Source organism: Bradyrhizobium sp., from assembly GCF_035273305.1.
Taxonomy (GTDB): domain Bacteria; phylum Pseudomonadota; class Alphaproteobacteria; order Rhizobiales; family Xanthobacteraceae; genus Bradyrhizobium.
On sequence record NZ_DATEPI010000219.1, the window covers coordinates 1 to 9,225 of the forward strand.

Genomic DNA, 9,225 nt, shown 5'->3' on the forward strand with positions numbered 1-9,225 from the left:
GCTCGCACGCAAGTTCGGCGCCGAGACGACCGTCGATATCGAAGAGATCAAGACGCCAGAAGCGCGCATCAAAAAAGTGCGCGACATCGTGGGCGGGTTCGGCGCCGATCTGGTGATGGACTGCTCGGGACATCCGAGCGCGGGGCCCGAAGGAATCGAAATGCTGCGCGATGGCGGCACCTACGTCGAGATGGGCCAGTTCACGGACGCGGGCTCGATCGATACCTCATGGCATCGCATCTGCAGCAAGGACCTCAACGTTCTCGGCTCGTGGGGCTTTACCGGCAATGATCTGCCGCTCGGAGTGGACATGCTCTATCGCACCCGTGACAAATATCCCTGGCTCGAAATGCAGACGCTGTATCCGTTTTCGGAGGACGGTATCGGCCAGGCGGTGGCCGACGCGATGGCGATGAAGACGGTGAAGTCAACGATCATGCCGTGGCCGGAGTTGGCCGACTAGTTTTGAGTCTAGGTTAGTTCGTCCCGATATCTCACTCGGAAGCCGCGCGGTTACGTACAGCCATCGGCAAGGACGAGTTTACTCGTCGTCGTATTGTGGCGAATCTTGAACAGGTCTTGAATTTCGGGATCACTTAGAAATGCTTCTGCCATTCCGCGTTCTGGAAATTCGATGATGACCATGCGTTGCGGCTTCCAATCACCCTCGATTGTCGTGGGCTGAACCCCTTGAACGATGTATTTTCCTGAATGCTTCGCAATGAATGCAGGGATTTCAGCGATGTATTTTTTGAAACCAGCGAAGTCGTTCACCGACACATCGAGCACCAAATACGCTTTCATGCCTTAACTCGCGAAGCCCGCATCTATTTCCCGGTCAGTCCCTCGTAAACCATGAAGCCCCGTGCGATCGCGAGTTTGCGCAACGCGCGCGGGATGAGCCTTTGCGGTTGGTGGCCGATGTACCGGTATGAACTAACGGTCAAATCTCGCAGCACGGTGTATTCGTTCTTGAATGGCGCGAGCAGTCCGGTCAGGCTCACAGGTGAGTGGGCCCGCGCATTGAAGGGCAAAAGCAACAACTCCAGGTGCGCGGTCGAACCATTGTTGCACGTTGCGCTAATGCCGGCGACAGCGGGCGTCATCTCCTCGGCTACCACCGCGATGATCTCCTCGATCTCGCGCCGCGCCTCTGCTGCGAACAGCGAGGAGAAGCTCTGATCCTTCAGGTCGCGGCCGAGCAGGGCGCAAACCCGGGTACCGGCGACGCGAAACGGGTAACCGCTGCCTGCGTCGTAAGAAAGCACGAACACGTCGCCGAGCAGCTCACGGACAGCGTCTGGCTCAATATCGCTGCGCTCCGGCGCCGGCGCGCCAGCTCGCTTCTTGTCCCAATATGCGAAAAATTCGCGGCTTGATGGGTGTTTCATGGCTTAACCCTGCTGCGCGTACTCCCTGGCGGTACAAGTCTGTCCCGCTATTGCGCACGCGTGCTCCCTTTCTCTGTTGTGCAAGAGAGGCTTTGCAGCGTCCATGCCGGGGCGCGCGTTTCCCGCGCCTTGCCGGCGCCTTTGCGCGATTAAGGTTAAATTAACCGTAGATCTTAGGGTTTCAGTAATCCCCGGACCGGCTTTCCCGATTAAGGCGTGTACTCATAAATTCGGGATGGGTGCGTTCGCCCAGTGCCTTTAACCCCCAAAGAAGACACCGGGTTGCCAGTTCAGGATCGTCTGCTTTGGGCGACAAGCGGACTATGCGGCTTGCTGCAGGCGCTGATCAATTTCCTCGTGCAGCAATCCAAAATCGATCGGCTTTGTCAGCAATCCGGCTGCACCGAGTTCGATCGCCTTTTTTCTGGTCGCGTCGTCCCCGTACGCCGTGATCATGATGACGGGCACATTCGGCCGTGCCGCTTTCACCTTCGGCAGCATCTCCAAGCCGCTCATGCCGGGCATGTTGATGTCGGAAAGAATCAGGATGAGCGAAGGATCCGCGATCGTGTCCGCACGCGCCAGTGCCTGCGGTGCCGAGTTCGCGAATTCCATGATGAAGCGCCCGGAGCGAATATCGCGGCGAAATTGCTGGCGAAACAGCCTTTCGACATCAGGCTCGTCGTCGACCACAAGAATATATGTGCTCAATGTTTTACCTCCTGCGACTACTTACGCGAGCATGGTGCGCGGTAATGTGATGATGAACTCAGTAAACGACCCGAGTTCGGTCGCAACGTCAATCCTACCGCCATGCTGTTTCACCACGATGTCGTGGCTCATCGACAGCCCGAGACCAGTGCCTTCGCCGGCCGGCTTGGTGGTGAAGAAGGGATTGAACATCTTGTGCTGTACCTCCGGCGAAATGCCGGTGCCGTTATCGCGAATGCGGATTTCTACTTTAGTGCCCAGGTCTCTGGTAGAAGCGCTCAAAGTCGGCTCGAAACCTTCCTGGCCCGCTGCCTTGCGATTGGCTGCGGCATGGAAGCCGTTGGAGATCAGGTTGAGCAGCACCCGCGTGATTTCCTGCGGATAGAGATCGATCATGCCGGCATTCGGATCGAGATCGCGCATGAGCACGATGTTGAAGCCGGGTTTTTCAGCCCGCGCACCGTGATAGGCGAGATTGAGGCTTTCCTCGACTATCGCGTTGATGTCGGCAGGGCGGCGCTCTCCGCTCCCCGCACGTGAATGCAACAACATGTTTTTGACAATGGAGTCCGCGCGCTTACCATGCTGCACGACCTTCTCGAGATTACCCTTCAGCGTTTGCGTGATTTCGTTGATTTCCTCCCGCGTCTTCTCGCCGAGTGCAACCGATTTCATCATATCGTGCAATTCGTCGATCAGTTCGGAGGATAGGGCCGAGAAGTTGTTGACGAAATTCAGCGGATTCTTGATCTCGTGGGCAATGCCGGCAGTGAGCTGACCGAGAGAGGCAAGTTTCTCCGTCTGGATCAGGCGATCTTGTGCGGTGCGCAAATCTTCCAGTGATTGCGACAATTCCTGTGTACGTTTGCGCAATTCGTTCAGCAAGCGGGCGTTCTCGATGGCGATTACGGCCTGACTGGCAAAATTGGCCACGAGCTCGGTCTGCTTGTCTGTGAAGGGCTTCACCTCCTGGCGAAATATCGTTATAGCGCCGATCAGCTCATGCTCCTTCAGCATCGGTACGATCACAAGCGATCGCGCCCCGCCAAGGTCGGCCAGCGCCCGGACGTTTGGATGACCTTCGCGATAGGGCGGCTCGGTACGGATATCTTCGATCTGAACGGCCCGGCGGGTCCGCTCGATCATGCTGAGTCCGCTTTCAGGATGCGGCTGAATCCGTTGATGCAACTGGGCCAACTTGTAGGCTTCGGGCACTTTGTAGAGTGCTATGGTTCTGAAGGCTCCCTGCTCATACAAAGTCATAGTGCCAAAATTCGCGCCGCAGATGCGCGTCGCATTTTCGAGCATCTTTTGAAAGACGGGGTCGAGGTCACCCGCCGAAGAGCTGATGATTTCGAGAACTTCAGACGTTGCGGTCTGCTTCTCCAGTGATTCGATAAGCTCACGCGTGCGCTCCTGCACCTCCTCGAACAGCCGAACATTGCCGATCGCAATCACCGCCTGATCTGCAAAAGTTTGGAGTAGGCTGATCTGCTTGTCGTTGAAGGGGCGCACTTCGATGCGGCGGAGCACGATTGTCCCGATGCTCTCCCCCTCGCTCAGCATGGGCGCGGCCAGGATCGTGCGGCAGCCGTCGCGGCGCGACATCTGTTGTGCAGTTGGGAATTCCGCGCCTTCCTCGGAGAGAACATCATGCAGGTGTACTGGCACCTGCTCGGCAATCGCGCGCCCGGAAACCGACCTGCGGTCGTTCGTCCATCTCTCCGTCCCCATCGGGATTGGACCGTGATGCGCGCTGCGCACCAGGTCCTTCCCGACCTTGAGAGTCAGCACGGCGTCATAGGCTTCGCAAAGGTCGCAGGCGCTTTCCGCAATCGCATTCAGAACCGGCACGACATCGGTCGGCGATGAAGCGATTACCTTCAGGATGTTCGCGCTGCCGGTTTGGTACCTCAGCGCCTGTTCGAGATCGCGGGTCTTGGCCTGCACCTCGTCGAACAACTTCACATTCTGGATCGCGATCACGGCTTGATCGGCGAAGGTCTGGAGCAGGGCGATTTGCTTCTCGCTGAACGGGTGAACCTCGGTGCGCCGGAGAACGAGGGCGCCGACGCTCTCGTTCTCGCGCAAGAGCGGCACGCTCAAGATGGTGCGCTCGCCGTGCGAACGCGCCAATCCTTGAGAATGCGGGAACCTGTCACCCTCAGTGGAAAGCAGGTCATGAACGTGAACCGGCTTTTGCCCGATCACCGCCATTCCCGCTGTGGAATTCTCGCTGATTGGAACGCTCGCCAGACTGACCGGAAGCGGCCCATGGTGCGCGCCGAATGCCAGTCCGTCTCCGTCCTTTAGCCGCACCAATGCGTCATAAGCGCCACAAAGCTCGCAGGCGCTCTCGACGATCCTCTTTAGCACGGGTTTCACGTCGGTGGGTGACGAGGCGATCACGTTTAGGATGTCGGCGCTGCCGGTTTGATATCTCAGCGCCTCCTCAAGATCACGGGTCTTCGCTTGCAGCTCGTCGAACAGGCGGACGTTGCCGATCGCGATCACGGCCTGGTTGGCAAAAGTCTGCAGTAGAGAAATCTGCTTTTCGTTGAAGGCAACGGGTTCGAGGCGACGAAGCACGATCGCGCCAATGGCCTCGCCTTCCCGCAGCAGCGGCACGGCAAGGGTGCATCGGTGACCCTGTTGACGCGCCATTTCCTGCCCATCCGGAAACTCGGCGGCATTAGGGGCGAGAAAATCGGAGACCTGCACGGGCACTTTGTCGACCACCGAGCGGCCAGTAACCCACTTTCGATTGATCGGCCAGTTATGCTGGCCGGTCGGGATCGGCCCGTGATGGGCGCTGAAGTGCAAGTTGTCGTCAATCTTCAAGAGGACGTTGGCGTCGTAGGCATCGCAAAGCGTGCAGGCGCTCTCGACGATCGCCTGCAGCGCCGGCCCAACCTCCGTCGGCGAGCTCGCGATTACACGCAAAATGTCAGCCGTTGCCGTCTGACGCTCCAGCGCCTCCCTGGTCTCGTTGAACAGCCGCGCGTTCTCGATTGCGATGACCGCTTGGTCGGCGAAAACCTGCAACAACGTCAGTTCGTCCCCGGAGAACGGCGCGAGGCGGTCGCGGTGGACATTGAGAACACCGATCGCCTTGCCTTCGTGACGGAGAGGAGTACCGGCCAGGGAACGCGTGCCCGAGGCGCGCGCGATCGGGAACGTGGGCCACCGCGCGAACTCCGGATCAAGCCTGTCGAGGTCGGGTACGTGAATTTGTTGATTCGTCCGAAACACGGTGCCGGGAAGGTTTGGGCCGCTGGGGCCGAGCTGGGCCGCCGAGAGCTCGCTGCCCAGGCGAGCAGAGGAGGTTCCCCAGCGGATCGACTGGTGCCATTGGTTGCCGTTCCCAGCAATGTGAATCGTCACGCTGCTCGCGCCAAAGAGCCGCGCGCTGATCTCGGCGATGCGCCGCAGTGCGTTGCCAGCATCACCCGAAGTGGTCGCGATCGCTCGCAAGACCTCCGCACTCGCAGCCTGACGATCGCGCGCCATGTGCAGTTCGGCTTCAAGCGCAGCTGTTTCAGTGACTGGCGCTTTACGCGTGTTGCGCTTGGACGTCGATGCTTCCCGACGTCTCGGTCCAAGCGCCCTGCCAGCCTTTTTGTCCCGCCGCATACCGCCTCCACGGGTGTACAGGGCTGTGATAGTATCGGTTCCGCCTTAAGGTCGAAAGTCCGGTCGCCTGACATGCGCCCGGTTTGCAGTCGCTTTCGCCATCGGGTTCAGGTTCACTGAACGACGTGATCGGTGAGCTACGAAGACCGCGTCAGCCGCAGAGGCCTTTCACGAGCGTCGCCGCGCCGTCGGCTTAGGGTCGATAACGGACATGCCAGTCGCGGCTTTCAAGGTCTGCTTTGCCTACATACCGGACATTGGCTTTTCAGTCGGATTTGTGAGTACGCGCCCTAGATGGATCGCCATTCATGCTGGTGCCGCAAGTAGAGGACCTGCGCGTATTGGGCAATTGGAGCCAGGGAAATGGATGAGATCGAGATCGTTGAATATGATCCACGCTGGCCGATATTGTTCGACCAAGAGGCCAAACGGTTGCGGGCAACACTCGATCCCTCTTTGATCGTGGGACTTGAGCATTTCGGAAGCACGGCTATTCCCGGTTTATCAGCCAAGCCCATCATAGATATCCTGATTGCGGTCCGATCATTGGCAGATGCTCAAGTGGCGTTCGTCGAAGCGCTTCGAAGCCTCGAATATGTGTATTGGGCGGATAATCCGAAGAAGGATCGAATGTTCTTCGTTAAAGGCATGCCGCCATTCGGATCAAGGCGCTCCCACCATGTGCATGTGACGGAGCCCAACGGCGAGATGTGGCAGCGGTTGGCATTCAGGGACTATTTGCGCACTCACCCCGAGGAAGCTGCCGATTACGAGCGGCTGAAAAGACGGCTTGCCGCCAAGCATCAGACGGATCGCGAGGCTTATACGGACGCCAAATCTGCATATGTCGAGACCGTCATGCGAAGGGCAGCGAGGTAGGATGTCGGTTGGCGCATCGCGGATTCGCCGCCGCGTAGCGACGCGCGCCGAGCTTAGTCGTGTCACCCTGGCAGGGCAGGGAATTCCTGTCGGGCCGAACGGGCCGGAATCCGTTTTTTCTGTTGCCTATATCAGATGCGTGGGATCAAATTCGTTCGCCGGAGTTACTCAAGGGAGAAAGACATGTTCAGGAAGGTCATGTTGGCTGCGCTCGTCGTGGCATTCGCTGGTGGATCGGCCCTGGCTCAAGATGCGTGCGAGAGCAAAGCCGTGGGCAAGGACGGCAAACCGCTTGCAGGTGCTGCCAAGACGTCATTCATGAAGAAGTGCATGGCGGACCAATGCGCCACCAAGGCCGTAAGTTCAGACGGCAAGCCGCTCTCTGGAGCCGCCAAGACCAGCTTTATGAAAAAGTGCGAAAAGGGAGCGTAGACGCCTACGCCATGCAAAAAGCGGATCCTCCGCTGCGACAAGTCAAATACAAAGCCCGCATCACGGCGGGCTTTGTATCGTCACAGGAAATCGCCCATCTTGGTGCGGTGCAACTTCGCCCGCAGGGCTGTAGATATCGGCCCGTAACCCTCGACTGATGCGGGTTACGTTTTACATTGTTGAATGCTTCCTTTTTCGCTTCATGCTCTTGCTCATTCGCTTGCTCTTGCTCATGTGCATGCTCTTGCTTGAGCCGGCTTGAGCTTGTGATGCAGCAGGGCCGCCACCGCCTCCAGCGCCGGCTCCAGCGCCGCCGGCTGCCGCGCCACCAGCGCCCGCGCCGCCAGCCGAGCCACCGCCTGCGCCTTGCGCCAGGGCCAACCCCGACCCGAGTGCGAAAAATGCCGCCAAGGCAATCGTTGTGATTTTCATATGTGTTTCCTCTCGAATTAAGCCCGAGAGCAACTCAGGAAAAAAACGTTAGTTCCCTTCGGATCCTCATTAGTTCCCCACCCCGTTATAAGTCTCAAGCCGCCTCTCGATGCTGGCCCGTAGCAGAGCTGAACGCCTCGAGCCCTTTTTCATAGTTTCGCGCCATCAGCTCGCAATTTTCCGCCCACAGTTTCAGCACCGAAGCTTGATATTCCAGGACGGTCTTCGTCGCGTTCAATCCAACGATCGGCGCGGTCGCGATGCTGCGCGGATCAAAGCTGGTTTTACCCTCGGTCATGTCTTCCCTCCCTTTGCTCCTGTTCGCCGCCCGGCCGCATGGCAAACGCCAGCGGGTCTGGAGAGGTTTCGAGAGCGCGAGGTTAAAATTTCGAGCTCGGCAGTCGCGCCGGCAGAGCGGCGTGTGCGCCGGGGAATAGCTATTGCATAGCGAGGCTTAGCCGAGCTCTCGAAATAACGCCTCCAGCGACGCATCCATGAGTTCGCGTTCGGCTCGCTCTTCCCGTTCGACGGCTTCAATAGCTCGGTTCGCCAGCATGAGCGTCCTTTGCTCGCCTCGACTGAACAGTTCGGTGATGTGCTTCATCGTCCGTTGATGCGCCTCGGCGGGAGCGTATCCCTTCGACACGAAGTAATGCACCGCTATCGCCGCGGCGTCGTAGATGGGGATGGTCGCATCAAAACAATTCATGGGCATGCATATGAACGTTCACCTATTCTTCTCGTTCCATCTGATGTTGTCTTGGGTGCGCAGCTTGGCGTGCGGCCTTCGCGGCCCGTTCATGGCGCAGGCGCTACATGATCTTCAATGAGAAGCTCAGGACGGATCTCTATTCCGCAGCCTCACGTAAATCTTGAGGCGGTTCCGAATGGGTGTTTATTTGCCGCGGGCGACCCATCAGAACCGGTTGAAACAACACGGCGGCCGCCATCGTGCATATCAGCGCGAGTGCCATCAGCTTGCCCATGCTGGACATGCCGGGATAGCTCGATGACCACATGCTCCCGAACGCGATCGCATTGGTCATCGCGCTGAAGACCACGGCGCGGGTCAGCGTGGACTGGAGCAGGCCGATTTTTCCTGCGCGCCATGCCATGATGTAATAGATTTTGAATGCCACACCGACACCCAGCAGCAGTGGAAGCGCAATGATATTTGCGAAATTGAGCGCGAGATCGTCAATCACGCAAATCTCCAGGGTGACGGCGCCGGCGAGCAGGAGAGGGACCAATGTCAGGAGTACGTCCGTCACCCGACGCAATGCGATGAACAGCAGAATAGCAATCGCCACCATGGCCAGAATGCCTGCCTCGACGAAAGCTCTGGTGACGGTCCTGCCGGATTCATAGAAGCTGACGGCGCTTCCAGCCGCTGACGGCTCGGCGCGAAGAACGGCGGTCGCAAATTTGGTCAGCACGTCGATGTTATTCGGATCGCCTTTCGGGATTGCCTGCACGCGCGCCCTGCCGTCTGGCAATACCCAGTCGCGAATAAGGTTGGGTGGCAGCGTTTTGGTCGTCACCAGTTCGGGCGTGAGGCTTTTTCGAAGCCGATCGAGATCATAGACCAGCGACGGTACAAGCGCGGCCTCGGCCTTGGCCCTGACGGCGGCGTCTGCTCCGGCAAGACGCTTGAGCAGATCGGCAACGTGTCGCGCTGCGTCAGCTTCAGCCCCGTTTGCACGGGCAACAGCCCTGGAGAGGGCTTCCGACGCGCTCTGGATTGCGG

Annotated in this window: 10 protein-coding genes and 1 pseudogene; 3 read left to right on the forward strand and 8 right to left on the reverse strand. The window is 58.7% G+C overall.

The genetic code is table 11. From position 1 onward, the window contains the following. Window positions 1-463, forward strand: a 463-nt coding sequence (locus tag VJV58_RS14800; RefSeq protein ID WP_324138114.1) for a zinc-binding dehydrogenase, incomplete at its 5' end; no start/stop codon positions are given. A 50-nt stretch (window positions 464-513) separates the two neighbouring features. Here the strand turns inward: VJV58_RS14800 and VJV58_RS14805 are convergent. From VJV58_RS14805 to VJV58_RS14820, 4 genes are all read right to left on the reverse strand, one after another. Then, entirely contained in the window at window positions 514-804 is a 291-nt protein-coding gene (locus VJV58_RS14805; RefSeq protein WP_324138115.1) for a DUF1330 domain-containing protein, read from the reverse strand. A gap of 23 nt (window positions 805-827) precedes the next feature. Further along, on the reverse strand, window positions 828-1,391 hold the full coding sequence (locus tag VJV58_RS14810) for a PAS domain-containing protein (protein ID WP_324138116.1): 564 nt from the start codon (window positions 1,389-1,391) through the stop codon (window positions 828-830). Between the two features lie 321 nt (window positions 1,392-1,712). After that, complete coding sequence (locus VJV58_RS14815; protein WP_324138117.1) at window positions 1,713-2,102, reverse strand: response regulator; 390 nt, start codon at window positions 2,100-2,102, stop codon at window positions 1,713-1,715. A 21-nt stretch (window positions 2,103-2,123) separates the two neighbouring features. Continuing rightward, window positions 2,124-5,735 carry a GAF domain-containing protein gene (locus tag VJV58_RS14820; RefSeq protein ID WP_324138118.1) on the reverse strand — a complete coding sequence of 1,204 codons (3,612 nt, stop codon included), beginning with the start codon at window positions 5,733-5,735 and terminating at the stop codon, window positions 2,124-2,126. A 363-nt stretch (window positions 5,736-6,098) separates the two neighbouring features. On the opposite strand from VJV58_RS14820, the gene VJV58_RS14825 reads away from it, so the two are divergent. Next, window positions 6,099-6,614, forward strand: a complete 516-nt coding sequence (locus VJV58_RS14825) for a GrpB family protein (RefSeq protein WP_324138119.1) — start codon at window positions 6,099-6,101, stop codon at window positions 6,612-6,614. Between the two features lie 183 nt (window positions 6,615-6,797). Next, on the forward strand, window positions 6,798-7,046 hold the full coding sequence (locus VJV58_RS14830) for a hypothetical protein (RefSeq protein ID WP_324138120.1): 249 nt from the start codon (window positions 6,798-6,800) through the stop codon (window positions 7,044-7,046). Window positions 7,047-7,276: 230 nt separating this feature from the next. Here VJV58_RS14830 and VJV58_RS14835 read toward each other — a convergent pair whose 3' ends face one another. The 4 genes and pseudogenes from VJV58_RS14835 to VJV58_RS14850 all read right to left on the reverse strand — a co-directional run. Further along, the gene (locus tag VJV58_RS14835) at window positions 7,277-7,402 is read right to left on the reverse strand and encodes a hypothetical protein (RefSeq protein WP_324138122.1); all 126 of its coding nucleotides are present in this window, start codon (window positions 7,400-7,402) and stop codon (window positions 7,277-7,279) included. Between the two features lie 170 nt (window positions 7,403-7,572). Then, on the reverse strand, window positions 7,573-7,776 hold the full coding sequence (locus VJV58_RS14840) for a hypothetical protein (protein ID WP_324138123.1): 204 nt from the start codon (window positions 7,774-7,776) through the stop codon (window positions 7,573-7,575). Window positions 7,777-7,932: 156 nt separating this feature from the next. Continuing rightward, entirely contained in the window at window positions 7,933-8,187 is a 255-nt protein-coding gene (locus VJV58_RS14845) for a hypothetical protein (RefSeq protein WP_324138124.1), read from the reverse strand. 139 nt (window positions 8,188-8,326) lie between these two features. Further along, window positions 8,327-9,225 (reverse strand): annotated as a pseudogene (locus VJV58_RS14850) (hopanoid biosynthesis-associated RND transporter HpnN); the annotation flags it as partial.